Annotated in this window: 22 protein-coding genes; 5 read left to right on the top strand and 17 right to left on the bottom strand. The window is 63.9% G+C overall.

What is annotated here, in order from left to right:
- Nucleotides 1–12 precede the first annotated feature (12 nt).
- Complete coding sequence (locus tag HA052_RS14795) at nt 13–1,917, top strand: ATP-binding cassette domain-containing protein (RefSeq protein ID WP_166452457.1); 1,905 nt, start codon at nt 13–15, stop codon at nt 1,915–1,917.
- Between the two features lie 208 nt (nt 1,918–2,125).
- Complete coding sequence (locus tag HA052_RS14790; protein WP_277345104.1) at nt 2,126–2,884, top strand: substrate-binding periplasmic protein; 759 nt, start codon at nt 2,126–2,128, stop codon at nt 2,882–2,884.
- A gap of 46 nt (nt 2,885–2,930) precedes the next feature.
- Here the strand turns inward: HA052_RS14790 and accD are convergent, their stop codons facing one another.
- From accD to leuC, 15 genes are all read right to left on the bottom strand, one after another.
- Nucleotides 2,931–3,800, bottom strand: coding sequence for an acetyl-CoA carboxylase, carboxyltransferase subunit beta (accD, locus tag HA052_RS14785; RefSeq protein ID WP_019102618.1), 870 nt, complete (start codon nt 3,798–3,800; stop codon nt 2,931–2,933).
- A gap of 74 nt (nt 3,801–3,874) precedes the next feature.
- Nucleotides 3,875–4,663, bottom strand: a complete 789-nt coding sequence (trpA, locus tag HA052_RS14780; RefSeq protein ID WP_166452455.1) for a tryptophan synthase subunit alpha — start codon at nt 4,661–4,663, stop codon at nt 3,875–3,877.
- 9 nt (nt 4,664–4,672) lie between these two features.
- The gene (gene trpB / locus HA052_RS14775; protein ID WP_166452454.1) at nt 4,673–5,875 is read right to left on the bottom strand and encodes a tryptophan synthase subunit beta; all 1,203 of its coding nucleotides are present in this window, start codon (nt 5,873–5,875) and stop codon (nt 4,673–4,675) included.
- Nucleotides 5,862–6,491, bottom strand: a complete 630-nt coding sequence (locus HA052_RS14770) for a phosphoribosylanthranilate isomerase (protein ID WP_346774562.1) — start codon at nt 6,489–6,491, stop codon at nt 5,862–5,864. The genes trpB and HA052_RS14770 overlap by 14 nt, the downstream gene beginning before the upstream one ends.
- Nucleotides 6,492–6,493: 2 nt before the next feature.
- Nucleotides 6,494–7,285 carry a tRNA pseudouridine(38-40) synthase TruA gene (gene truA / locus HA052_RS14765; RefSeq protein WP_166452453.1) on the bottom strand — a complete coding sequence of 264 codons (792 nt, stop codon included), beginning with the start codon at nt 7,283–7,285 and terminating at the stop codon, nt 6,494–6,496.
- Nucleotides 7,286–7,513: 228 nt separating this feature from the next.
- The gene (locus tag HA052_RS14760; protein ID WP_166452452.1) at nt 7,514–9,958 is read right to left on the bottom strand and encodes a type IV pilus assembly protein FimV; all 2,445 of its coding nucleotides are present in this window, start codon (nt 9,956–9,958) and stop codon (nt 7,514–7,516) included.
- Between the two features lie 265 nt (nt 9,959–10,223).
- Entirely contained in the window at nt 10,224–12,506 is a 2,283-nt protein-coding gene (locus HA052_RS14755; protein ID WP_346774561.1) for a motility hub landmark protein FimV, read from the bottom strand.
- A 218-nt stretch (nt 12,507–12,724) separates the two neighbouring features.
- Nucleotides 12,725–13,735 carry an aspartate-semialdehyde dehydrogenase gene (locus tag HA052_RS14750; protein WP_166452451.1) on the bottom strand — a complete coding sequence of 337 codons (1,011 nt, stop codon included), beginning with the start codon at nt 13,733–13,735 and terminating at the stop codon, nt 12,725–12,727.
- Between the two features lie 152 nt (nt 13,736–13,887).
- Nucleotides 13,888–15,000, bottom strand: a complete 1,113-nt coding sequence (gene asd / locus HA052_RS14745; protein WP_166452450.1) for an aspartate-semialdehyde dehydrogenase — start codon at nt 14,998–15,000, stop codon at nt 13,888–13,890.
- Nucleotides 15,001–15,180: 180 nt separating this feature from the next.
- Entirely contained in the window at nt 15,181–16,245 is a 1,065-nt protein-coding gene (leuB, locus tag HA052_RS14740) for a 3-isopropylmalate dehydrogenase (protein ID WP_019102609.1), read from the bottom strand.
- A gap of 13 nt (nt 16,246–16,258) precedes the next feature.
- Nucleotides 16,259–16,570 carry a hypothetical protein gene (locus tag HA052_RS14735; protein ID WP_019102608.1) on the bottom strand — a complete coding sequence of 104 codons (312 nt, stop codon included), beginning with the start codon at nt 16,568–16,570 and terminating at the stop codon, nt 16,259–16,261.
- Nucleotides 16,567–17,346 (bottom strand): class I SAM-dependent methyltransferase, encoded by a 780-nt coding sequence (locus tag HA052_RS14730; protein WP_166452449.1) that lies wholly within the window; start codon nt 17,344–17,346, stop codon nt 16,567–16,569. The genes HA052_RS14735 and HA052_RS14730 overlap by 4 nt, the downstream gene beginning before the upstream one ends.
- A gap of 23 nt (nt 17,347–17,369) precedes the next feature.
- Nucleotides 17,370–18,008, bottom strand: a complete 639-nt coding sequence (gene leuD / locus HA052_RS14725) for a 3-isopropylmalate dehydratase small subunit (RefSeq protein ID WP_166452448.1) — start codon at nt 18,006–18,008, stop codon at nt 17,370–17,372.
- A gap of 92 nt (nt 18,009–18,100) precedes the next feature.
- Nucleotides 18,101–18,238: an entericidin A/B family lipoprotein gene (locus HA052_RS14720; protein ID WP_019102605.1), complete on the bottom strand. Its 138-nt coding sequence runs from the start codon at nt 18,236–18,238 to the stop codon at nt 18,101–18,103.
- A 19-nt stretch (nt 18,239–18,257) separates the two neighbouring features.
- Nucleotides 18,258–19,664, bottom strand: coding sequence for a 3-isopropylmalate dehydratase large subunit (leuC, locus tag HA052_RS14715; RefSeq protein WP_166452447.1), 1,407 nt, complete (start codon nt 19,662–19,664; stop codon nt 18,258–18,260).
- Between the two features lie 170 nt (nt 19,665–19,834).
- Here leuC and HA052_RS14710 point away from each other — a divergent pair, with 170 nt between their 5' ends.
- Both HA052_RS14710 and HA052_RS14705 read left to right on the top strand, forming a co-directional pair.
- Entirely contained in the window at nt 19,835–20,614 is a 780-nt protein-coding gene (locus HA052_RS14710; RefSeq protein ID WP_107798728.1) for a helix-turn-helix transcriptional regulator, read from the top strand.
- Between the two features lie 117 nt (nt 20,615–20,731).
- On the top strand, nt 20,732–21,637 hold the full coding sequence (locus HA052_RS14705; protein WP_166452446.1) for a hypothetical protein: 906 nt from the start codon (nt 20,732–20,734) through the stop codon (nt 21,635–21,637).
- A 15-nt stretch (nt 21,638–21,652) separates the two neighbouring features.
- On the opposite strand, the gene HA052_RS14700 is transcribed toward HA052_RS14705, so the two are convergent.
- Nucleotides 21,653–21,922: a hypothetical protein gene (locus tag HA052_RS14700; protein WP_166452445.1), complete on the bottom strand. Its 270-nt coding sequence runs from the start codon at nt 21,920–21,922 to the stop codon at nt 21,653–21,655.
- Between the two features lie 232 nt (nt 21,923–22,154).
- Between HA052_RS14700 and HA052_RS14695 the strand changes: the two genes are divergently transcribed.
- Nucleotides 22,155–22,589, top strand: a complete 435-nt coding sequence (locus HA052_RS14695) for a hypothetical protein (RefSeq protein ID WP_166452444.1) — start codon at nt 22,155–22,157, stop codon at nt 22,587–22,589.
- A gap of 84 nt (nt 22,590–22,673) precedes the next feature.
- Here the strand turns inward: HA052_RS14695 and HA052_RS14690 are convergent, their stop codons facing one another.
- On the bottom strand, nt 22,674–23,048 hold the full coding sequence (locus HA052_RS14690; protein WP_166452443.1) for a hypothetical protein: 375 nt from the start codon (nt 23,046–23,048) through the stop codon (nt 22,674–22,676).
- Nucleotides 23,049–23,355: the final 307 nt, after the last annotated feature.

The following is a 23,355-nucleotide window of genomic DNA, read 5'->3' as shown; positions in this document are numbered from 1 at the left end:
CTTCGGACTCCTATGATTCAACTCAAGAACCTCAACCTGCGCCGCGGCCTGAAAGAATTGCTGCTAGGCGCCAACCTGACCCTCAACCCCGGCTACAAGACCGGCCTCACCGGCGCCAACGGCGCCGGCAAGTCCAGCCTGTTCGCGCTCCTGATGGGCGAACTACACGCCGACAGCGGCGACGCGCTGCTGCCACCCCACTGGACCATCGCCCATGTGGCGCAGGAAACGCCGGCGCTGGAACGCTCGGCTCTGGACTACGTGCTGGACGGCGACCATGAGCTGCGCCAGCTGGAACAGGGGCTGCAAGACGCCGAAGAGCGGCACGACGGCAACGCCATCGGCCATCTGCACGGCGAATTGGCGCGCATCGACGCCTACGCCGCGCCGGCGCGTGCCGGCAAGCTGCTGACCGGCCTGGGCTTCGACATCGACGCCCAGCAACGACCGGTGGCCAGCTTCTCCGGCGGCTGGCGCATGCGCCTCAACCTGGCCCAGGCGCTGATGTGCCGCTCCGACCTGCTGCTTTTGGACGAACCCACCAACCACCTGGACCTGGAAACCGTACTGTGGCTGGAGGACTGGCTGCAAGGCTATCCAGGCACCCTGCTGATGATTTCCCACGATCGCGATTTCCTAGACAGCGTCTGCGACCACATCGTTGAAGTCGCCAACCAGGATTTGACGCTGTACACCGGCAACTACAGCCAGTTCGAAGTGATGCGCGCGGAAAAACTGGCGCGCCAGCAAGGCGAGTACGAAAAGCAGCAGCGCCAGATCGCCCACCTGGAGTCCTTCGTCAACCGCTTCAAGGCCAAGGCGTCCAAGGCGCGCCAGGCGCAAAGCCGGGTCAAGGCGCTGGAAAAGCTGGAGCGCATCGCGCCGGCACACGTGGCCTCGCCGTTCGACTTCCACTTCGACAGCCCGGACAACCTGCCCAATCCGCTGCTGAAGCTGGAACAGGCCGACGTCGGCTACGGCTCCGCCGCCATTCTTAGCGGACTGAATCTATCGGTGGAGGCCGGCGCGCGCATCGGCCTGCTCGGCGTCAACGGCGCCGGCAAATCCACCTTGGTCAAACTCTTGTCCGGCGACCTCGCCCCGCTGCGCGGCGAGATCGTCAACGCCCAAACGCTGAAGATAGGCTACTTCGCCCAGCACACGCTGGAGACCCTGCGCGAAGACGAAACGCCGCTGCAACACATGCAAAGGCTGGCGCCCACCACGCGTGAACTGGAACTGCGCAGCTTCCTTGGCGGCTTCAACTTCCGCGGCGACGCCGCCACCGATCCGGTGGGCCCGATGTCCGGCGGCGAGAAAGCGCGGCTGGCTCTGGCGATGATAGTCTGGCAAAAACCCAATTTGCTGCTGCTGGACGAACCCACCAACCACCTTGACCTGGAAATGCGCCATGTGCTGACCATGGCGCTGCAGGACTTCAGCGGCGCGCTGATCGTGGTGTCCCACGACCGCAGCCTGCTGGAAGCCACCACCGATATTTTCTGGCTGGTCAGCCACGGCAAGGTGCAGCCCTTCGACGGCGACCTCGAAGATTACCGCCAATGGCGGCTGACCCTGCTGGCCGACGCCGGGAAGCCCTCCTCCGGAGACGCGCAGGGCCAGAACCGCAAGGAACAGAAACGCCAGGAAGCGGAAGCGCGGCAACGGCTATCCCAGCTGCGCAAACCGCTGCAGAACAAGTTGAACAAGCTGGAAAAGGAACTGGACCAACTTAGCGCGGCAAAAGCCGAACTGGACGGCTTCATGGCCTCCGCGGACGCCTACGAGGACGCCAACCGGCAAAAACTGGCCGACGCAGTGCGCCGCCAGGGCGAAGTGGCGACCCGTCTGGCCGAAGCGGAGGAAGCTTGGCTGGAAGTTCAGACCGAACTGGAGGAGCTGGAACAGGCGGAATAACGGCGACGGCGGCCGGGGTTTTCCACAGCAATCACCGGATAACTTTGTGGATAACCCCAAGCGGACGCCAAAAAAACTTTTGCAATTAGCCACTTGCCTCTTACGCTTATAAAAAAGGCAAAATCCGGGAACTTTCCCACCTTGCCAATGAGCAAATCTGGTGACAGCATGTGGATAAAACCGGCAACTCCATGATTGCAAAAAACAAATGACTGCCGCCTGTTTTTTAAGCAGGATCCCGGGCCATTCTTCCCGCCGCAGCTCATGCCCGTCGCCCATCCGTCGCGCTCTGCTAGCCGGCCTGCTGCTAGCCGGAGCCGCCGCCGCCGAACCGCCTATTCGGCTCAACACTCATCAGCAAGCTCCGTTGTCCTTCCGCAAAGAGAACGGCGACGCCGACGGCTTGGCGGTGCAAGTCGTTCAGTGCGCGCTCAAGCACCTACAACGCCCCTACTCCATCTCCTTCCTGCCGTGGCCGCGCGCGCAATGGCAGGTACAGCACCAACAAGCCGATGCCTTCTTCACCGCCACGCCATCGGCGGAACGCGACGGCTACGCGGTGCTCTCCGCCCCCATCCTGCCTTATGAGCGACGCTGGTACCTGCTAAAGGACAACCCGCAGACGCCCACCAGCAGCGATTTCAAGCGCCAGGGCCGCACCGCCGCCTTCAACGGCTCCAATATGGACGACTGGCTGCGCGAACACGGCTACCAACTCACCTCCACCCCGCCCAATAGCGAACAGCTAGTAAAGATGCTGCTAAACCGCCGTGTTGACGCCATTCTCGGCAACGCTTACGTGGTGGACGCGCTCATCGCCAAAATGGGTGTACAGGAGCGACTGCGCAGCGAGCTGGCGCAAAGCCTGCCCTTCGGCGTCTACTTCGGCAAAGTCTTCCTCGCCCGCGAGTCGCCGCAGTTCCTGATGCAATTCAATCGCGCGGTGCAAGCCTGCCGCGCCAAATAAAAAAGCCGCCAGAGATGGCGGCTTTTCAATACGACTTGGCTGCGGATCAGACCGGAGCCGGCTCCTTCATCAGCAAAGCGCTCAACTCCGCCAGCTTGCGCTTCAGTTCGCGACGATCCACCACCATGTCCACCGCTCCCTTGCTCAGCAGAAACTCGGCGCGCTGGAAGCCTTCCGGCAGCGTTTCGCGCACGGTCTGCTCGATCACGCGCGCGCCGGCAAAGCCGATGCGGGCCTTGGGCTCGGCCAACACCACGTCGCCCAGGAAGGCGAAGGAAGCCGACACGCCGCCCATGGTCGGGTCGGTCAACACCGAGATGAACGGCAATTTGGCGTCGGTCAGCAACTGCAAGGCGGCGCTGGTCTTAGCCATCTGCATCAGCGAATTCAAACCTTCCTGCATCCGCGCGCCGCCGGAAGCGGCCACGCAAACGAAAGGCGCCTTGGCTTCCACCGCGGCGCGCACGCCGCGCACGAAGCGCTCGCCCACCACCGAGCCCATGGAGCCGCCGATGAATTTGAATTCAAACGCGGCCACCACCACCGGCATCGATTCGATGCTGCCCTGCATTACAACCAGCGCGTCGTCCTCGCCAGTGTCGCTCTTGGCTGCGGTCAAGCGATCCGGATACTTCTTACTATCCTTGAACTTCAGGATATCCACCGGCTTGACTTCTTCGCCCAGCTCGCGCCGGCCCTCTTCGTCCAGCAGCAGGTTCAGACGTTCGCGCGCGGTCAGCGGGTGATGGTGATTACACTTGGGACACACCTGCAGATTGCTCTCCAGGTCAGTGTAATACAACACGGCTTCGCATTCCGGGCACTTGCTCCAAAGCCCCTCCGGTACCGCGGAAGGTTTGTCAGCGCGGTTGTCGCGCTTGATCTTCGGCGGCAGGAGCTTGTTCAACCAGCTCATGCTGACTCCTTGATTCTTGGGCCCGCCGCCAAACGGCGGGCACAGTAAAACGGGGGCTAAGCCCCCGCAGTGTTCTATCGGATGGCGGCCTTCAGTTCAGCCACCAGACGGGTTAACCGCTCTTTGGCGGTTTCGGGTGTCGCCGCCTCAATTTCCTGCACCAAGCGGCTGCCCACCACCACCGCGTCAGCGGCGGCGGAGATCGCCTTGGCGGTCGCGCCGTCGCGAATGCCAAAGCCGACGCCGATCGGTACGGTCAAATATTCTCTAAGGGCAGCAATTTTACGCGCTACGTCGTCAATGTCCAGATGCCCGGCGCCGGTCACCCCCTTCAGAGACACATAATAGACGTATCCGCGCGCCAGTTTGGCGATTTCCGCCACACGTTGCGGCGGCGTGGTGGGCGCGATCAGGAACACCGGATCCAAGCCGTTGGCGGTCAGAGCCGCAGACAGATCGGCGGATTCCTCCGGCGGGCTGTCCACGGTCAACACGCCGTCGACGCCGGCGGCCTTGGCCGCGGCGGCGAAGGCCTGATAGCCCATGGCGAACACCGGGTTCAGATACCCCATCAGCACCACCGGGGTATGGTCGTTGTCGCGACGAAACTCCGCTACCATTTGCAGCACCTGGCGCAAACCCACCTTGTGGACCAGCGCGCGCTCGGAGGCACGCTGGATCACCGGGCCGTCGGCCATCGGGTCGGAAAACGGCACCCCCAGCTCGATGATGTCGGCGCCGCCCTCCACCAGGCCGTGCATCAACTGCACGGTCAACTGCGGCGACGGATCGCCGGCTGTGATGAAGGGAATCAGCGCCTTGCCGCCGGCCAGCGCTTCAAAACATTGGGCGATACGTGACATAGCGCCTCCTTACAGGGTGATGCCGGCGAGGCCGGCCACGGTGTTGATGTCTTTGTCGCCGCGGCCGGACAGATTGACCAGAATCACCTGGTCCTTGCCCATCTTCGGCGCTTCCTTGGCGGCCCAGGCCAGCGCGTGGCTGGATTCCAGCGCCGGGATGATGCCCTCGAAGTGACAGCAATCGTGGAAGGCGCGCAAAGCCTCGTCGTCGTTGATCGCCACGTAGTCGGCGCGGCCGATGTCCTTCAGATAGCTGTGCTCCGGCCCCACGCCGGGATAGTCCAGGCCAGCGGACACCGAATGGGTTTCCACCACCTGGCCGTTCTCGTCCTGCATCAGATAGCTCTTGGCGCCGTGCAGCACGCCCAAGGGCGCGCCGCCGGAAAGCGGCGCCGCGTGCTTGCCGGAGTCCAAGCCCAGGCCGCCGGCCTCAACGCCGACCATGCGCACGCCGTCCACGCCGATATACGGATAGAACATGCCGATGGCGTTGGAGCCGCCGCCTACGCAAGCCACCACCACATCCGGCTGGCGGCCGATGACTTCCGGCATCTGCACCTTGGCCTCCTCGCCGATCACCGACACGAAATCGCGCACCAGCATCGGATAGGGATGCGGGCCGGCCGCGGTGCCCAAGATGTAGAAAGTGCTGTCGACATTGGTCACCCAGTCGCGCATCGCCTCGTTCAGCGCGTCCTTTAGCGTCTTGGAGCCGGATTCCACCGGCACCACGGTAGCGCCCAGCAGCTTCATGCGGAACACATTGGGCGATTGACGCTTGATATCCTCAGCGCCCATGTACACCACGCACTCCATGCCGTAACGCGCCGCCACGGTGGCGGAAGCCACGCCGTGCTGGCCGGCGCCGGTTTCGGCGATCACTCTTTTTTTGCCCATGCGCCGCGCCAGCAGCGCCTGGCCAATGGCGTTGTTGATCTTATGCGCGCCGGTGTGGTTCAGATCTTCGCGCTTCAAATAAATCTGCGCGCCGCCCAATTGCTCGGACCAGCGCTTGGCGTGGTAGACCGGGCTGGGGCGGCCGACGTAATGCTTGAGCTCATGGCGGAATTCTTCCCAGAATGACGGGTCGGCCTTGACGCGAGCGTACTCGTTTTTCAGCTCGTCCAGCGCCGCCATCAAGGTTTCGGCGACATAGACGCCGCCATGCGGGCCAAAATGGCCCTGGGCGTCCGGCAAGTCATAACGATCCATGTCTAACTCCTGATATGAACGCCGCCATTCTGGCGGCATCTTTGATTCCCTTGGACGCCTCCACACCGCTGGAGACATCGACCGCGGCCGGGCGCACCTGCGCCACCGCCGCCGCCACATTGTGTTCGTCCAGCCCTCCGGACAGGATCAACGGCAGAGGCAAGGCCTCCGGCAGCAAGCTCCAGTCAAAGGTAGCCCCGGTGCCGCCGTGCGCGCCTTCAACGAAGGCGTCGGTCAGCACCGCGCGCGCATCCGGGTATTGCGCGGCGATTTCGGCCAAATCCATGCCCGGCTTCACCCGCACCGCTTTCAAATAAGGCCGCTGGAAAGAGCGGCAGAAGGCGGCGTCTTCCTCGCCGTGGAACTGCAGCATGTCAATTGCGCATCCCGCCAACACTGCGCGCACATAATCCGGTTCCGGATTGACGAACAAGGCCACCACGCTGACGAAGGGCGGCAGCGCCGCGATCAGAGCGCGCGCCTGCTCGATGCCCACATGACGCGGGCTCTTGGCGTAGAACACCAGGCCGATGGCGTCGACGCCCAGCCGTGCGGCTTCCACGCCGTCTTCCGGCCGGGTAATGCCGCAAATCTTGATTCGGGTCGTGCCGCCCACTCTCATCTCCACAAGGCCAGCCGCGCGGCGTCCGCCTGCGACGGCAAATCGTATGTTTCCGGATAACCCACGCCGGTCAGATACAGACCATCCGGCATGAAGGTGGGCGGCGCGAAGGTGCGGTCGCGCGCCGCCAGCAGCCCCGCCATGTCCTCCGCGCGCAAAGCGCCCTTGCCGACATAGACCAGCGCCCCGACGATATTGCGCACCATATGGTGCAGAAAAGCGTCCGCCAGCAGATCGAAGCGGATCAGGCCGTCTTGCTCGCTGATGTCCAAGCGCTGCAAATCCTTGAGCGGCGACTTTGCCTGGCATTCGGACGCTCGAAAGCTGGAAAAATCATGCCGCCCCAACAAGTGGGCGGCCGCTTCCCGCATCGCCTCAACGTCCAAGGCCTGATGAAACCAGCCCATCTTGCCGGCCAGCAAACAAGGCCGCACCGGACTAGTCAGCAGAAAATAGCTGTAACTGCGGGAAAACGCCGAAAAACGAGCATGAAACGCCTCCGGCACCTCTCGCGCCCACACCACCGCCACTTCCGGCGGCAGCAAGGCGTTGACGCCGCGCACCCAAGCATTCAGCGGTCGCTGCGTCAAGCAGTCGAAATGCACCACTTGCATGGCCGCATGCACCCCGGCGTCGGTCCTGCCCGCGGCCAAGGTGCCGATGTCGGCCACGCCGGCGATCTGCGCGATCGCCTGATTCAATCTGTCCTGAACCGTATTGCCATGCGGCTGAGTCTGCCAGCCGGAAAACGCCCGACCGTCATACTCGATGCCGAGCGCTATCCTCATGCCCACACCTTCTTCAAACACCGACGCGGCGCACCGCGTCGTTTCAGCAATAAAGCACTCACTCTACCTTATCCTGCCCGGTTTGCGCCACGACCAAACGATGACGTCTGCTGCGAACACGCGAGAAAAGCGGCCAACCACGGCATAAGACGCCGTCGACGTAAAACGAAAGGGCCGGCTCGCGATAAGCGCGCCGGCCCCTGTGACTCGCAATGCGCGATGGACGCCTCAGCGGCCGGCCTCCTTCATCAAAGCGTCCGCGGTTTCCTTGTCGCCCATCTCCAGATACAGCTTGGCCAGCTCCATTTTCTCCTCATCCGGGCTCGCCACAGCTATCGGCGCAGGCGATGCCGCTACGGGCGCCGCGGGTGCGGGTGCGGGTGCGGGTGCGGCAACAGGGGCGGGCGCTGCGGCCGCAAGCGGCTGCGCCGGCGCTTCCGCCGCCGGTTCGGGCTTGGCCTGGGCGAACAAGGGGTGGCCGGGCTCTACGGTCTGGCCGATTTCACACACCCTCATCCATAAGGTACTGTCCTTGCCGAACACGCCCTTGGCCGTGGTGGCCTCGGCAATGAACATCTGCTTGTCCTGCTGGGTGGACAACACCTCCAGCAGTTTGTAGCGCAAATCCTGCCGCATCGGCTCATGGGCCAGGCCTTCGCGCAGAATCTCCAGCGCCTGATCATCGCGACCGTAAGCCAGATAGACATCGGCCTCGGCAACCCGGTCCACCGAGGACAGGTCGATGCCGTCGCCCTTCTTCAAAGAGCTCATCAAGGTCGTCAGCGGACCCAGCATCGAAGCGCCCGTCGCCGTTCCGCTCAAGGCCGGCGCGGCGGGTTCGGCCTTGCCGCTATTGCGCTTGCGTCGCGCCAGCAGCAAGGCCACCAGGCCCAGCGCCGCCGCCGCGCCGCCCAGCTTCCAACGCATAGACTCATCGGACAAGACCGCGCCCAATTCATCCGTCCAGCTATTGGCCGCCACTGTAGCCGGCGGGACATTCCCTCCCGCGGGCTTGGCCGCCGGCGGCTCGTGCGGCGCGGCGGATTCGGGCGCCTGCGGCTTCTCGGCGTGTTCCGGCATAGCCGCCTGCGGCGCGGACGCCGCCGCGACCGGCATGGAACTGACGGCCGCCACCTTGGGTTCCGGTTTCGGCTTGGGTTCCGGCGCGGACTCGGGGCCGGGCTCTCTTTCCGCCGGGGCCGGGACGGCGGCCTTTACCGCCGCCTGCTGACGCTGGTAATCCTGAATTTTCTGTTCCAGCGCCTTGGCGCGCTGTTCGGCTTGCTGTAGCGCCTGATCCTGCCGCTGCAACATCTGCTGCAAATTCCGCTCCTGCTGCGACGGCGCGGCCGCTTGCCTCGGGACCTCTGCCACTGGAGCCGGTTTGGACGCATCCTTGGCGACAAGCGGATGCGCCGTCGCAGCAGGAGCGGCCGGCTTGACCGCCGATTTGGCCTCTACGGGTTTGTGCTCCTGCGGTTTGGATTCCGGCGGCTTGCGTTCCGGAGGCTTCTGCGCCGGAGGCTGATGCTCCTGCGGCGCGCGCGCCTGGGGCTTGCTTTCTTGCTGCACGCTTTTCTCAGCCGCGCGGGCCTCGGGCGAAACCGCCGATCGCTTAGGCTCCGCGGCGCGGGCGGCGCTCTGACCACGCAACTGCCACTCGGCCGGATACTCCAGAGCCACTCCTGCGCGCAGGCGGTTGGCGTCTCCGGCGATGAAGGCCTCGGGATTGCCTTGCAATAGTTGCTGCGCCACCCCGCCCGACTCCCCGCCGCCGCGCACGCGGCTGGCGATGCCGGACAGCGTGTCGCCCTTGAGCACCCGATACACTTTCAAACCCTGCGTCTTGGCGACAGGAGCCGGCTTGGCCGCCGAATGCGGGTCCAGCAATACCGAGTAGTTTTTCTGCGCCTTGAGCTTGCCGGCGGCCACTTCCAGCCGAAAGGCCAGCATCGGCTCGCTTACCGGCTGCTCGGTGCGCAGTTGCACATTAAAGCGGCCTTTGGCCACTTTCTCGATATGGGGCACGATGGAAGCCACCAAGCGCACTTGCTGAGCGCTGGGCTCGCCCTGAGCCGCAACCGCGAACAGCGCCAGGCGCGGCGGCTCCGTCTGCTCCAAGGCGCTGCCCTGCAAGCTCAGTTCCAGCAGCAAGGGCTCGCCCAAGCGCGAACGCAGTCGGGCGTCGCTCAGGCCCAGCGAATCCAAGCGCGGCGAGGCATCGACGCCGGCCAGCGGCTTCTTCCCCTCCTCCCGCGCCGGCGCGGGCTTGTTCCGCGGTCCATCGCGGCGATAATCCACCTCGAACTCGCGCACCAACCTACCCGCCGGCCAACTCAGATCCACGGCGAAACGCAGCAGTGGCTCCGGATAACTGGCGGCACCCTTCACTTGGATTTTTTGAACATTGCCGTCCGGCTTGCGGACGATGGAAAACTGCAGATTGCCGGCGGAACTGCTGTAAGTGGACAACAGCGGATAGCGGTTGCGGTCAGCCAGGCCCACCAGCACATTGTCCGAGGGCTCCTCGTCCACCACGGGGATCTCCGCCAGGAAAGGCTCTCCATCGGCGGACAATACCCGTATCGGCCCCAAACCGGCCGTAGCGGCCGCCGCCAGGCCCAGACCGGCCAGCAGCGACGCGATTTGACTCATGCGTGTCTTGAAAGACATGAACGAATTTCCCCACCCTCATTCTTCGAAACCGCCGCGCAGCAGATCGCAAACAGATTCTTATAACATTTTAATTATTGCAACGAAACAACACAACAGCCACTTAGCGAGGATAAATCGAGCATCCTTGCCTCATTGCATCCAGGCAATGGCCAAAAAAGCCACACATTTTCATGCCATTCGCCTCAAACCACGCAATGGCGCCGGATCGTCAAACGGCGGGAGGAGTTGCCCCGTCCCGCCGCGCATCGTCGTCGCCTCTATCTCAAGCGCTGATCGTTGCCAGCAAGGCCTCGGCCTCCGCCTTGAGCGGCCCCTGCGCCTCGGCGATCAAATCCTGCAACACTTCTTTGGCGCCGTCGCGGTCGCCCATGTCCAGGTAAACCTTGGCCAGATCCAGCTTGGTGGCCAGTGGATCGTCCAGCACCGACATGCCTTCGGCCTGCGCCGGCGCTTCCGTTTCTGTGGCCGGCGTCTCCGCCAGCATATCTTCGTACAGAGACTCGAAACCCGCGGATGGGGCCGCTGGCGCAGCTGGCGTCTCGGCTGCGGCCGGCGCTTCCGCCGCCATGCCCTCCAGATTGAAGTCGAAGTCCAACAAATTGTTTTCCGCCGGCGCCGCAGCCGCCGCCTCCGGCTTGGGCTCCGCCGCGGGCGGCTTCAGCTCCGCGTCCAGATCGAAATTGAGCAGATTGGCTTCCTCCGGCTTCTCCTTCTCCTCTGCCTGGGGCTCCGCGAACAAGGCGGCCAGCGGGTCGTCCTGCGGCGCGGCAGCTTCCGGCACGGCGACGGGCTCAGGCGCGGCAGTCGGCGGCGTTGCTTCCGGCTCGCCGAACAGCTCCTTATCCAGATCGATGCCGCCCGGACTAGATACCGGCGCGGGCGCGGCTTCGATGTCCTCGCCCTCGCCGTCGGACAGATAGAGCGAGTTGGTCGGGTCTATGGAACGCCCCATCGCCGCTGCCTTGGCCCAGATTGGCCCATGGCCGTCGAAGGTGGCATGCATTTCCCGCGCCAGTTTTTCAAAGCTGGCGACATCCGGCCGCGCCGCGTAGATCTCCATCAACTTCAGCCTCACCTCCTGACGCGACGGGTCTTTGGCCAGCGCGTCCTTGAGGATGTCCTCTGCCTGCACATCGCGGCCGTAGGCGATGTACACCTCGGCTTCCGCTACAGGATCAACCTCGGCCGCGTCGATGGCGCCGGCCGCCTGGGTGAAGTTGCTCATGAAGGAGTGGCCGCCGCCCACCGACGGCGGCTCTATGCCGGAAGACGCGCCGCGGCTCAAGGCGGCGCTGGTATTGTTGGCGGACAGCGACAAGGGCTTGCCGCCCTTGCGCCGGCGCGCCAGCAGCAGGCCCAGCGCGCCCAACAGGCCCAGGCCGGCCACGCCGCCGCCCACTAGCGGCAAATGATCGATCACCTTATCCAGCAACGACGGCTCCGGCGGCGGAGGCGGCGGCGCCGGCTTGGCCGCGGGCTTGTGCTCCGCCGGAACGGGCTTGGCCGCAGGAGCCGGGGCCGGCGCACTGGCGGCGTGCGCGGGAGCGCTGGCGGCGACAGGTTGCGCCATCGCCGCGGCTGGGGCGGAACTAGGGCTGGAATTCGTCATGGCCGGCAAGGGCTTGCCCGCCTGCAGGGCTTTCAATTGCTCTTCCAGCGCGCTGATGCGCGCCTCCGCGCTCTTCAGCGCTTGCTCGCGCGCCGCCACCTGCTGCTCAAGGTCGGTCAGCTTGCCGCCGCCCGGCTCGCTGGGCACCAGCTTCAGCACATCGGAGCCTGCTTTCGCTTCAGCCGCCGGCGCCGCTGGCTGACTGCCGAGAATACTGGCCACCTGAGCGGCGCTCAGGGATTTGATCTTGCGGCTGGTCGGCACTTTCAGTACCGCGCCCAGTTTGAGGCGGCTGACGTCGCCGTCGACGAAGGCGTCCGGATTGGCCTGGGCCAGCGCGGCCATGGTCTGGTCCAGCGTGGCGCCGCGCGGCCTCACCTTGCCGGCCAGGCCGCGTAGGGTGGAGCCGGACTTCACTTTGAGAATGCCTGGCTGCGGCCGCGCGATGGGCGCGGCGTTGCCGCGATAGCGGCTGGACAGATTATTGTCGGCGTAGCTGGGCACGTCCTGCACGATATTGGCGGACGGGGAAGCCATCGAGTAGTTGCTGGGATCCAACAACACCGTGTATTCGCGCACCGCGCGTCCCGACGAAGTCTTGGCTTCCACCACGAAACGCAGATAGGGATCGTTGATGGGTCCGGAAGAACTGATGCGTATCATCGCCCCACGCGAACTGGGCGCCACGCTGAAGCGCAGCATATTGAGCACCGTGGCGTAATCAACGTTCAAGTCCTGAAACGTATCCACCCCGGCCAACCCTATCCTGGCGCTTTCCAACTCCGCAGCCCTTACTCCGGTCAATTCGATATCGGCGCGGAACGGCTCGCCCAGATTGGACCTGACGTTGATTTTCCCCAGCCCTGCCCAAGCGCTGGCGGAGCAGGCCAAAGCCACCGCCAGAACGCCGATTCTGATTTTTGCCTGATGTGTCACTGTCAACCTTCCGGCACGTTTATCTTGATTTTATTTTCGCTGGCCCAGCGGGCGCAGACGGTAACTGTTGCAATCTTAGGCCCTGCCGCTGTTTTTAGCTAGATTTCATAATGACGCCGTTTGCGCGCGTTTTTCGACTCCATCATGAAACAGGGCGGCACTCTCGCGAATGCCGCCCTCTGTCCGCGCCGTGCGCGGCTTCGGCCAAACCGCTTAAATCAGATCAAACCATTCTGCTTTAACAGGGTTTCAGCAATATTCACGCAATTGAGCGCCGCGCCGGCCTTCACATTGTCGGCGGCCAGCCAGAAACTCAGCGTCCGGCCCTTGCCGCGCAGGCGGCTGACCCACACCGCTTCATTGCCGGTAGCTTCCATCGGCGTCACATAACCGCCCAGCTTGTCAGCGGCCACTACTTGCAAGCCTGCCGCAAGCAGGCGCTTACGCGCTTGCTCCATGTCAAATTCATGTTCGAATGCCGCATTCACCGCCCACGCGTGGCCGAAGAACACCGGCACCCTCACGCAGGTGGCTTCCACTTGCAATTGCGGCAGCGCCAACAGCCGCATCAGCTCGCGCTCTACCGAGCGTTCTTCCTCGGACGCGCCGTCCGCGTCCAGCGCGCCGATCTGCGGCAGCACATTGAAAGCGATGCGTTTGTCGTAGACCCGGCTTTCGGTCTCGCGCTGAGAGAACAGCGCCGTAGTCTGATCCGCCAGCTCTTCCATCGCCGCCTGGCCGCTGCCGGACACCGATTGATAGGTGGCCACCGACACGCGCTGCAAGCCCAACGGGCGCAGCGCCGCCAGCGCCAGCGCCAGCGGCGTCACCGTGCAATTGGGCACGGAGGCGAGCGCGGCTTCGCCAGCGTCCGCCAGCACAGCGCCGTTGATGGCGGGAATCACCAGCGGCACGCTGTCGTCCTCGCGGAAGGCGGAACTGAAATCCACCACCGCCGCGCCGGCCGCGCGCGCCAGCGGCGCGTACTCGCGCGCCAGTTCGCTGCCGGCGGCGAAGATGGCCAGCGCCACGTTTTCGAAGGCAAAACCGTCGATCGGATGCACATCCAGTTCCAGGTTGCCATAGGCCGCGGTTTCGCCTTCCTTGTCCGCCGTGTCCACGGCAAAGACCCGGCCCACGGGCAATTGGCGCTGGGCCAGCAGTTCCAGTACCGCCTGGCCCACCAGGCCGGTGGCGCCGACTACGGCGAGCTGAATAGAGTTCGACATCGTTTTACTTTCTCAATCAATCATTGCAAACAGAATACCGCACGCAAAAAAGGGCACCTAGGTGCCCTTTTCAACTCGGCCGCGCATTTAAAGAGCGACCCGGCAGTAGGAGCCCGCCAACGCGGACCCCAGGCTGCCGCCATTCTACCCTGTCAGCGCTCGATCAGGATACGCAACATGCGGCGCAGCGGTTCGGCCGCGCCCCACAGCAGTTGGTCGCCCACGGTGAAGGCGGACAGGTATTCGCCGCCCATCGCCATCTTGCGCAAGCGCCCCACCGGCGTGGCCAACGTGCCGGTCACCGCCGCCGGGGTCAGCTCGGCCATCGAGGCCTCGCGGGTGTTGGGAACCACCTTGGCCCACGGATTGGCGGCCGCCAGCATGGCTTCGATCTCGTCCAGCGGCACGTCGCGCTTGAGCTTGATGGTCAATGCCTGGCTGTGGCAGCGCATCGCGCCCACGCGCACGCACAAACCGTCCACCGGCACCGGATTGGCGGAGCGGCCCAGGATCTTGTTGGTTTCCACGCCGCCTTTCCATTCTTCCTTGGACTGACCGTTGCCCAGATCCTTGTCTATCCACGGAATCAGGCTGCCAGCCAGCGGCACGCCGAAATTCTGGCTGGGGAAATCGTCTGCGCGCAGGAAGTCCGACACTTTGCGGTCAATATCGAGAATGGCGGAAGCCGGGTCCGCCAGCAGGCCGGACACCTGGGCGTTGATCGCGCCCATGCCGGACAGCAGTTCGCGCATATTCTGCGCGCCGGCGCCGGAGGCGGCCTGATAGGTCATGGAGGTGGCCCACTCCACCAGATCGTTCTGGAACAGGCCGCCCAGCGCCATCAGCATCAGCGACACGGTACAGTTGCCGCCGACGTAGTCCTTGACGCCGCGCGCCAGGCCCTGCTCGATCACCGCTTTATTGACCGGGTCCAGGATAATGATGGCATTGTCTTCCATGCGCAGCGCGGAAGCCGCGTCCACCCAGTAACCGTTCCAGCCGGCGGCGCGCAGCTGCGGGTAGACTTCATTGGTGTAATCGCCGCCCTGGCAGGTGACGATCACGTCCATGGTCTTGAGTTCGGCGATGTTCTTCGCGTCTTTCAGCGCCGGGGCGTCGCGGCCGATGTCGGGGGCTTTGCCGCCCACATTGGAGGTGGTGAAGAACACCGGCTCGGCGATCGCCGCAAAATCGTTCTCTTCGCGCATGCGCTGCATCAGCACGGAACCCACCATGCCGCGCCAGCCAACAAAACCTACTCTCACTGGGTCTCTCCTGGTATCTGTCTGTCAAATCGTCGCGCCCGGCTGTGCGGCGGGCGGCTGTAATGTTGTCACCCCATTGTGCAGCGCGATAAAGCGTCAGGCAATGGGGTATTTCGTTTTTATTGTATTCAAATCAGAACAGACGGTTCGCCCGGCGCAAGCCGGGCGGACCACTGCCATTTACAGCGCCGACACCACCGCATCCCCCATCGCCGAGCAGCTGACCTTCTCGCAGCCGGCCTCGTAGATGTCGGCGGTGCGCAGGCCGCGCGCCAGCACGGTTTTCACCGCGTTTTCCACCCGCTGCGCCGCGTCTTCCAGGCCGAAGGTGTAGCGCAGCATCATCGCCGCGGACAGGATGGTGGCCAGCGGATTGGCCAGATTCTGCCCGGCGATGTCCGGCGCCGAGCCGTGCGAGGGCTCGTACAGGCCCTTGTTGTTTTCGTCCAGCGAGGCCGACGGCAACATGCCGATGGAGCCGGTCAGCATCGAAGCCTCGTCCGACAGGATGTCGCCGAAGATATTGCCGGTCACCATCACGTCGAACTGCTTGGGATTGCGCACCAGCTGCATCGCCGCGTTGTCCACGTACATATGGGACAACTCCACCTGCGGATACTCCTTGGCCACGTCTATCATCACCTCTTTCCAGAACTCGGTGGTTTCCAGCACATTGGCCTTGTCCACCGAGCACAAGCGCTTGTTGCGCTTCATCGCGATGCCGAAGGCGACATGGGCGATGCGGCGCACCTCGCCCTCGCTGTAGCGCATGGTGTTGTAGGCCTCGCGCTCGCCCAGCTCGTTGACGGCGATGCCGCGCGGCTGGCCGAAGTAAATGTCGCCGGTCAGTTCCCGCACAATCATGATGTCCAGGCCGGACACCACTTCCGGCTTCAGCGTGGAGGCGTTGGCCAGCTCCGGGTACAGGATGGCCGGGCGCAGGTTGGCGAACAGGTTCAAATCCTTGCGGATGGCCAACAGGCCGCGCTCCGGCCGCAGCGGACGCTCCAGCTTGTCGTAGGCCGGGCCGCCCACCGCGCCCAGCAGCACCGCGTCGGATTCGCGGCACAGCTTCTGGGTGAACTCCGGATACGGCTGGCCGAAGGCGTCGTAGCCGGCCCCGCCCAAGGGCGCCTGCTCGGTTTCGATCGGCAGACCGTCCTTGCGCAACACTTCCAGCACGCGCTGCGCCTGAGCGATGATTTCCGGACCGATGCCGTCACCCGGCAGAATGGCGATTTTCATACTGTTTTCCTTTTCAGTCTTGATGACCGCGCCGGGTCAGCCGCTCAACCAGCGCCCGCTCGCAACATTTGAATACGATATAAGCCGCCATCGCGGCATAGCCGGACGCCAGCAGTTCCAGCAATTGGCGCAACGCGCCGTCCATCGCCGCCTGCCAGCCGGCGTCCAGCCACAGCTTGAAATTCAATTGCAACAACAGGGCCAGATTGACCGTGCCCGCGCCGAACACCAGAAAGCTCAAGCCCAGCAGCGCGAAGGCCCAGCAGGGATGGCGGTGCAGCCAGGCCATCGCGCCGCGACGGCCGTCGCCGCGGGCGGCGTTCATGTTCTGGCCCACAACACCATCACGTCGGAACTGAAACTACCGTCCGCCTCGATGGCGAAATAATCGCGCACCTCGCTGCCCATGCGCTGTTGCAACAAGCGGACGACCGCGGCCATCTCCGGCGGCGTGCGCATGCGCGCGGTCCAGGCGTCGAAGGCCAGCCGCAGCCGCTGGCGGCGCAGGCTGTCCACCGCGAAGCCGGCCTCGGCCAGCATCGCCAGCCATTCTCCGGCGCTGTAATCGCGCACGTGGCTGGAATCCCGCAGCACCTCCACCGCCTGCAGATGCGTGTCCAGCAAGGGCTGCCCCGGCGACATCACGTCGATCAGCGCCAACCGGCCGCCCGGCTTCAGCACGCGCCGCGCCTCGCGCAGCGCCAGGCCCACGTCGCCCCAGTGATGGGCGGAATAGCGGCTGAACACCAGATCGAAATCGCCGTCGGCGAAGGGCAGCCGCTCCGCCGCGCCCTGGCGCGTGCTCAGATTGTCCAGGCCGCGCCGGGCCGCTTCCGCCGCCACCACCTCCAACATGGCGGCCGACAAATCGTAAGCCACCACCTCCCGCGCCGCCTCCGCCACCTGAAAGCCCACATGGCCGGCGCCGCAGCCCAGGTCCAGCACTCGCGCCGCGCCATGCTCCATCGCCGCCTGGCGCAGCTCGGCGAACTCGGCGCCTTCCGCATGCACCTGGCTGCTCAGATAGGCGGCGGCCTGGCCGCCGAACTGCTGCTCCACGTGTTGCTTATGCCCGTGGCTACCCTGCTGTAGCGTGCTCATTCCGCCTCCTCCCTTCCTGTCTCTCAGGCGAACAGCCACGGCTGCTCGCCGCGGCGCTTGGCTTCGAAAGCCTTGATTTCGTCCGCGTGCCGCAAGGTCAGGCCAATCTCGTCCAGGCCGCCCAGCAGGCAGTGCTTGCGGTGCTCGGTGATGTCGAAGGAGAACACCTGCCCGGCCGGCGTGCTTACCGTCTGCGCCGCCAGGTCCACGGTCAGTTGATAGCCTTCGGCGGCCGCGCATTCGCGGAACAGCTGATCCACCGCGTCCGCCGCCAGCACGATGGGCAGCAGGCCGTTCTTGTAGCAGTTGTTGAAGAAGATGTCGGCGAAACTGGGCGCGATCACCACGCGGAAGCCCTGGTCGTCCAGCGCCCACGGCGCGTGCTCGCGGCTGGAGCCGCAGCCGAAGTTCTCGCGCGCCAGCAACACCTGCGCGCCCTGATAGCGCGGCAGGTTGAGCACGAAGTCCGGGTTCAGCGGCCGCTTGCTGTTGTCCATGCCCGGCTCGCCGTGGTCCAGGTAACGCCATTCGTCGAACAGATTGGGACCGAAGCCCGAGCGCTTGATGGATTTCAAGAACTGCTTGGGAATGATGGCGTCGGTATCCACATTGGCGCGGTCCAAGGGACAGGCCAAACCGGTCAGAGAGGTAAATGCTTTCATCGTCAATGCCGTTTCCGGGCGCTGGCGCCCGCTTTCATTAGAGAGTGCGAGGAGGCAACCGCCCCGGCTTCCGCCGGGAGCGGGCCATCGCATCACATTTTGTTGGACACGTCCTTGGCGGCGTTTTCAATCACCTGCCCGCCCTTGGACACGTCCTGGCCCACGCCCTTCACCGTATTGCAAGCGCTCAGGGTCAGCGCGGCCAGTACCAACAACAGCAGTTTTTGCATGATTCTCTCCTTGGAACGGTTACAACGAACGCACATCGACGAAATGACCAGCGACGGCGGCGGCGGCGGCCATCGCCGGGCTGACCAGATGCGTGCGGCCGCCCTGACCCTGGCGACCCTCAAAATTGCGGTTGGAGGTGGACGCGCAACGCTCGCCCGGCAACAGGCGGTCCGCGTTCATCGCCAGGCACATGGAGCAGCCCGGCTCGCGCCACTCGAAACCGGCGGCCAGGAACACCTGGTCCAGCCCCTCGGCCTCCGCCTGCGCCTTCACCAGGCCGGAGCCCGGCACCACCAGCACCTGCTTCACATTGGCGGCCTTGTGGCGGCCCTTGGCCACGCTGGCGGCCTCGCGCAAATCCTCGATGCGGCTATTGGTACAGGAGCCGATGAAGACGATGTCCACCGCGATGTCGTGGATGGGGGTGTTGGCCTGCAAACCCATATAGCTGAGCGCGCGCTCAATGCCGCTTTTCTTCACCGGATCGCTTTCCCGCGCCGGGTCCGGCACCGCGCCGTCGATATCCACCACCATCTCCGGCGAAGTGCCCCAGGTAACCTGCGGCAGGATATCCTCCGCGCGCAGCACCACTTCCGCGTCGAATACGGCGCCCGGATCGGAACGCAAAGTATGCCAATACGCCACCGCCTGCTCCCACTGCTCGCCCTTGGGCGCAAACGGCCGGCCTTTTACATAATCGATGGTCTTCTGGTCCGCCGCCACCATGCCCGAGCGCGCGCCGGCCTCGATCGCCATATTGCACAAGCTCATCCGGCCTTCCATCGACAGGCTCTCGATGGCCTCGCCGGCGAACTCGATCGCATAGCCGGTGCCGCCGGCGGTGCCGATCTTGCCGATGATGGCCAGCGCCACATCCTTGCCGGTGATGCCGCGGCCCAGCTTGCCGTCCACCCGCACCAGCATATTCTTGGATTTCTTGGCCACCAGGCACTGCGTGGCCATCACATGCTCCACCTCGGAGGTGCCGATGCCGTGCGCCAGCGCGGCGAAAGCGCCGTGGGTGGAAGTGTGGCTGTCGCCGCACACCACCGTCATGCCCGGCAGCGTGGCGCCCTGCTCCGGCCCCATCACATGCACGATGCCCTGGCCCTTGTCCTTGAACGGGAAGTACGCCAGCGCGCCGAAGGCCTTGATGTTGGCGTCCAGCGTTTCCACCTGCTGGCGCGAGATCGGGTCCTTGATGCCCTCGTCCCAATGATCGGTGGGCGTGTTGTGATCCGCGGTGGACACCACCGAATCCACGCGCCACAGCGGGCGGCCCGCCAGCTTCAGCCCCTCGAACGCCTGCGGGCTGGTCACCTCGTGCACCAGGTGGCGGTCGATGTACAGCAAGGCCGTACCGTCCGCCTCCTGGCGCACCACGTGGCTGTTCCATAATTTGTCGTACAAGGTCTGTGCGGTCATGGTGTTTGCTCGAATCCGGTTATTCAACTTGAGACTGCCGCCGGCGCCACGGGTTTCCGCGTGCCGGGCACAAGGCTCTGCTCCGTGGACTTATCTTGGAGCCAAACTTTCCCGGCAACAAGCCAGTTGCTTATACTAGTAGCGATACTAATACCCAGAGCCCTACGCCCATGACCGCCAGCAAAGACAGCGCGCCGCTGGGCCAATTCATCCGCGCCCACCGCGAGCGCCTGAGCCCGGAACAAGCCGGCCTGCCGCCCGGCCAGCGCCGCCGCGCCAAAGGCCTGCGCCGCGAAGAAGTGGCCGCGCTGTGCGACATCAGCACCACCTGGCTGACCTGGATAGAACAAGGCCGCACCCAATCCGTGTCCGCGCCCACTCTGGCCCGGCTGGCTGAGGCCTTGCGCCTGACCGCCGCCGAGCGCGACTACCTGTTCAATCTGGCAGGCCTCAAAGACCCGGAACCGGAATGGCGCGGCCCGTCCGAACAGGCCAAGGCGCTGTTAAAGCAGGCCACCGCCCATATCGATTCCCCCGCCTACGTGCTGGACGCCGAATGGCGCGCCGTGGCCTGGAACCCGCCGGCCCAAAGGCTGTTCCGCGACTGGCTGGGCCGACCGGACGCCAGCCGCAGCCTGCTGGACTTCATCTTCCTGGCGCCGGAAGCGCGCAGCTTCATCGACCAATGGGCCGAGCGCGCCGGCCGCATCGTCGCAGAACTGCGCGCCGATCTCAGCCCGCGGCTGAATCAGCCCGCCATGGCCGCGATGATTGCGGCGCTGGAAGCAAAAAGCCCGGAATTCCGCCAATACTGGCAACAGCAGGACGTGCAAGGCCGCGAAGGCGGCAGCCGCGTATTCCACCACCCCAGCGCCGGTCGCATCGAGCACCAGCAAATCACCCTCAAACTGGCCCAGGCGCCGGAGTACAAGCTGGTGATGCTGCTCTGAGCGCATGCCGGGGACATGGCCATTTCTTTATATTGAACGCTCCCGGGTTTGGGCACACTGCGCCGCACCAACAAAAAGGCGGCGCTAAACGCCGCCCATTCCGCCTCAGGAGCGCTTATGAAAATTTCAGACCTATTGCTCAGCTGTATTCACCCGCGCGGTTCCGCGGACCCGGACACTCCGCCGCAAACCGCGCTGGCCGGCGAACTCAAACGCGCGCAGAACAGCGACGCCAACGCCGCCCTGCTGCGCGCCGAGCCCAGCCCAAGCGCCGCGCGCTCCCGCGCCCACGACAGCGCGCTGAACCAAGCCAGACGCCGCTTCGCCACCGCCGCGCCAGCCGGCGTGGACCCGGCGTTCAAACCCGCCCAGCAACGCTTCGCCCACTGGCTGAACCAACAACCGCTCAATACCTGGCGCCAACTGCTGCACAATCACCAAGCCCGCGAAGTGCACGCCTTCATCGACGCCCACACAGAAGACATGGTGCGCCGCGACCTGGCCAGGATGCCCGGCGCGGACGCCAAGGCCCTGATTCAGGCTTACCGCGAAGCCATGATCGCCGCCGCCGCCCAACTCTACCCGCAACAAGCCGAGCGCTTCCGCCAGGGCGGCGTCAGCACCCTCAGCCAACAACTGGAGCAACTGAGCCAGCAGGCAGGGCTGGATTGCAGCAACAAACGCCCGCTGCAACAGCAGGCGCTTCAGGAGCTGATACGCGCCACGGCGGACCAAATAGCCGACGCGCTGGAGCAGACCAAACCGCAGTTGCTGCGCAAAGCGCTGGAACAGGCCAGCAACGCCTACCAGGCGCACCCGGCCGCCACCCGCCGGCAAGCCGCTTGCCAAGCCGCCGCCCAAACCTTATCCGGCGAACGCGAAGCCAATGACCAGAACACGCTGGGGCTGTCGCTGCGCCGCGCCGGCGGCGCCCGTCTCAGCCGCCGTCATTACGACTCCATCCGCCTGAGCCGGGAAGCCTTCGCCCAGCGCCGGATCTCCCTGGGCAAGCGCGCCGGCTAAGAACGTGTTCACGATCTAGCGAGCTAAGGCGAGACAAGGCGAAAACGGCTGAGAAAGCGGAATGTACAGGTGGTACATGAGCATTTTGAATGCCGTTTTCAACGCTGTATCGACGACGCGCAGCAGATCGTAAACAGGTTCTAAAGCCCCGCCCAGCACCCGCCGCATCGCCGGCGGCTGGGACCGGGGCGGCTTGGCCGCAAGCCCAAGACCAAAACTCGGTGGCCGCGCGCCCTTGACCCGCCCCGCCCGCGCCGCCACAATCGCCTGCGTGCCGATCCACATCCGGCACTGGGACTGGAACCCCAAAAAACTTCACTCTCAGCGAACGGGCCGCTTTGCGGCCCTTATTGTTCGCAGCCTGAGCACGCCCATACGGCGGGCGCAGGCTGCGGGAACGGCTTCGGCCGTGCCGAGAAGAGAGTGATCGGTGTTCCAGTCCCGTGGTCTTGCGCCCGCCTCCCGACTGGAACCGAGAAGCGGGGACATCATGCACACTCTCATAGGAGTCTCCCTAATGTCCCAAGCACTTCCCCCGCGCCGTCATTACCGTCCCAAGCCTCACGAAACCCAGGCCACGCAGCTGCCCTTCGTCCGCCACCTGCCGCAACGCGGCCAGCCCCACCATTGGCAGATGCCGCCCGCCGACGACTACGTCGACGCCTGCGCTTACGGCCGCGAATGCGCCGCCCACCTGGCCCAATACCTGAAAGACAATCCGGACCGCCACAACAAGGGCCTGCTCGGCAAAATCGCCTACGATATCGACTTCCGCGACCCACACCACGCCCGCGGCTATTGGGTGGGCTTCTTCAACTACGCGGAGCAATTGATGTTGCTTGGCGCGCTGCGCTGCGACGTCTTCCAGCACGTGGACAGCGTGCACGCGATGCAGCGCGCGCTAATCGCCAAAACCGAGCTGGAAGGCAAAACGCCCGGCCGCAATAGCTAAGACGTAAAAAAAGCGGCGCGCCGGATTGGCGCGCCGCTTTCAAATTCTCGCTCATTAAAACAATCTCAACCTCGGCGATTAAAATCAGCCTAGCTTTGTTAAAAACACATTCTTAATCAACTCCACATCTTCCCTCAGCCCATCCGCCTCTTCTTGATAGGTTTCAAAGAATCCCTCATCCACACCTTGATATATTTCTTTTAGCTCATTTAACACATCCAAAGCAAATGGATCATACTCCGCGAACCCATCGCTCATACTACACACACGCTTGAACAATGCAGTATAAATAGCCACCCTTCTGAATTGCGACCCAAGTTTACACTGTCTCTCTAATTCATCATAAGCATACGCAAACTGCTGCCCAAGGTCGTAGCCAAAACTAGCACCTCTCGAGAACTCAAAACAAACTCTCTTTACCACTCCACCATAAGTACTATAATTTTCATAATCGTACAATTAATCACCCCTCAGACAACTACCACAAAAACCATACTCCCCTGAACCACCTAATCTTCTGCAAACGAAATCACCTCACCCCATCAAAAACACCAACCGCTTCGGCACACCGATCAAATTGAAAACATTACATCCAATTCAAATAGCAACCAAACATTAAAAACAAACAATAAAAACCACCCAACAAAGCCATAACATTTATGCCTCACAAGAATAAAACGCAAAACAAACACCTACCTCATAGAATAAATAGCCAGAATATTAAAAATGGCGAACTCAAAGGAACGCCATTTTCAACACACACCCA

It is taken from the genome of Chromobacterium fluminis (genome assembly GCF_011602385.1).
GTDB lineage: Bacteria > Pseudomonadota > Gammaproteobacteria > Burkholderiales > Chromobacteriaceae > Chromobacterium > Chromobacterium fluminis.
This window is presented reverse-complemented; position numbering and strand designations above follow the sequence as displayed.

Coding starts and splice junctions, on each gene's coding strand:
- HA052_RS14795 (WP_166452457.1), top strand. CDS start 13: ATGATTCAACTCAAGAACCTCAACCTGCGCCGCGGCCTGAAAGAATTG.
- HA052_RS14790 (WP_277345104.1), top strand. CDS start 2,126: ATGACTGCCGCCTGTTTTTTAAGCAGGATCCCGGGCCATTCTTCCCGC.
- accD (WP_019102618.1), bottom strand. CDS start 3,800: ATGAGCTGGTTGAACAAGCTCCTGCCGCCGAAGATCAAGCGCGACAAC.
- trpA (WP_166452455.1), bottom strand. CDS start 4,663: ATGTCACGTATCGCCCAATGTTTTGAAGCGCTGGCCGGCGGCAAGGCG.
- trpB (WP_166452454.1), bottom strand. CDS start 5,875: ATGGATCGTTATGACTTGCCGGACGCCCAGGGCCATTTTGGCCCGCAT.
- truA (WP_166452453.1), bottom strand. CDS start 7,285: ATGAGGATAGCGCTCGGCATCGAGTATGACGGTCGGGCGTTTTCCGGC.
- HA052_RS14760 (WP_166452452.1), bottom strand. CDS start 9,958: ATGTCTTTCAAGACACGCATGAGTCAAATCGCGTCGCTGCTGGCCGGT.
- HA052_RS14750 (WP_166452451.1), bottom strand. CDS start 13,735: ATGTCGAACTCTATTCAGCTCGCCGTAGTCGGCGCCACCGGCCTGGTG.
- leuB (WP_019102609.1), bottom strand. CDS start 16,245: ATGAAAATCGCCATTCTGCCGGGTGACGGCATCGGTCCGGAAATCATC.
- HA052_RS14735 (WP_019102608.1), bottom strand. CDS start 16,570: ATGAACGCCGCCCGCGGCGACGGCCGTCGCGGCGCGATGGCCTGGCTG.
- HA052_RS14730 (WP_166452449.1), bottom strand. CDS start 17,346: ATGAGCACGCTACAGCAGGGTAGCCACGGGCATAAGCAACACGTGGAG.
- leuD (WP_166452448.1), bottom strand. CDS start 18,008: ATGAAAGCATTTACCTCTCTGACCGGTTTGGCCTGTCCCTTGGACCGC.
- HA052_RS14720 (WP_019102605.1), bottom strand. CDS start 18,238: ATGCAAAAACTGCTGTTGTTGGTACTGGCCGCGCTGACCCTGAGCGCT.
- leuC (WP_166452447.1), bottom strand. CDS start 19,664: ATGACCGCACAGACCTTGTACGACAAATTATGGAACAGCCACGTGGTG.
- HA052_RS14710 (WP_107798728.1), top strand. CDS start 19,835: ATGACCGCCAGCAAAGACAGCGCGCCGCTGGGCCAATTCATCCGCGCC.
- HA052_RS14705 (WP_166452446.1), top strand. CDS start 20,732: ATGAAAATTTCAGACCTATTGCTCAGCTGTATTCACCCGCGCGGTTCC.
- HA052_RS14700 (WP_166452445.1), bottom strand. CDS start 21,922: ATGTGGATCGGCACGCAGGCGATTGTGGCGGCGCGGGCGGGGCGGGTC.
- HA052_RS14695 (WP_166452444.1), top strand. CDS start 22,155: ATGTCCCAAGCACTTCCCCCGCGCCGTCATTACCGTCCCAAGCCTCAC.